This is a genomic window from Acidiphilium sp. PM, from assembly GCF_000219295.1.
Classification (GTDB): Bacteria; Pseudomonadota; Alphaproteobacteria; order Acetobacterales; family Acetobacteraceae; genus Acidiphilium; species Acidiphilium multivorum.
In genome coordinates this window covers 1-672 of the sequence record NZ_AFPR01000379.1, presented here as the reverse complement: position 1 = coordinate 672, position 672 = coordinate 1, and the positions used below count along the sequence as shown (strand labels likewise).

Genomic DNA, 672 nt, shown 5'->3' with positions numbered 1-672 from the left:
ATCACTGGGCCGCCGATGACGCCCCCGGCGCCGACTATCCGGCGGCCCTGGCCTGGGCCCGCAAGGCGGCGGACTCCGGCTCGGCGGACGGCCAGTCCCTGCTCGGCTTCATCCTCGCCAACGGCCCCGAGGGCATTCTCGACCGCGACGCCGCGCTCGACTGGTACCGCAAATCCGCCGCGCAGGACTGGCCGCAGGGCCATCTCGGCCTCGGCATGCTGCTGATGTCCCGCGCCGACACGGCGGAAAAGACGATCGAGGCGATGGCCCCGATCGAGCGCGCCGCCGAGGCCGGCCTGCCCACCGCGCATTTCCTGCTCGGCGTCATCCACGAGCAGGCGGTCGGCGTCCTGCCCGATCCGTCGCGCGCCCTGATGCACTACCGCAAGGCGGCGATCCACGGCATCCGCAACGCCCAGGCGAAGCTCGGCGCCATGCTGCTCGCCGGCAGCGGCTGCGCGCCGGACCCGGTCGAGGGCGAATCCTGGCTCCGCCGCGCCGCCGTCGCCGGCGATCCCGAGGCCGCCGCCCTGGTCGGCGATCTCTACGCCCGCGGCGGCGACCTGCCGCCGAACTACGCCGAGGCGGCGATCTGGTTCCGCGCCGCGGCCGAGGCCGGCCACCGCACCGCCGCCCGCGCCCTCGGCATGCTCTACCTCACCGGCGCCGGCG

The 672-nt window shown here is 75.6% G+C and carries 1 protein-coding gene; it reads left to right on the top strand.

Translation table 11 applies throughout. The features are described 5' to 3' along the window. On the top strand, positions 1–672 hold a 672-nt coding region (locus tag APM_RS12880; protein WP_039888620.1), incomplete at both ends, for a tetratricopeptide repeat protein.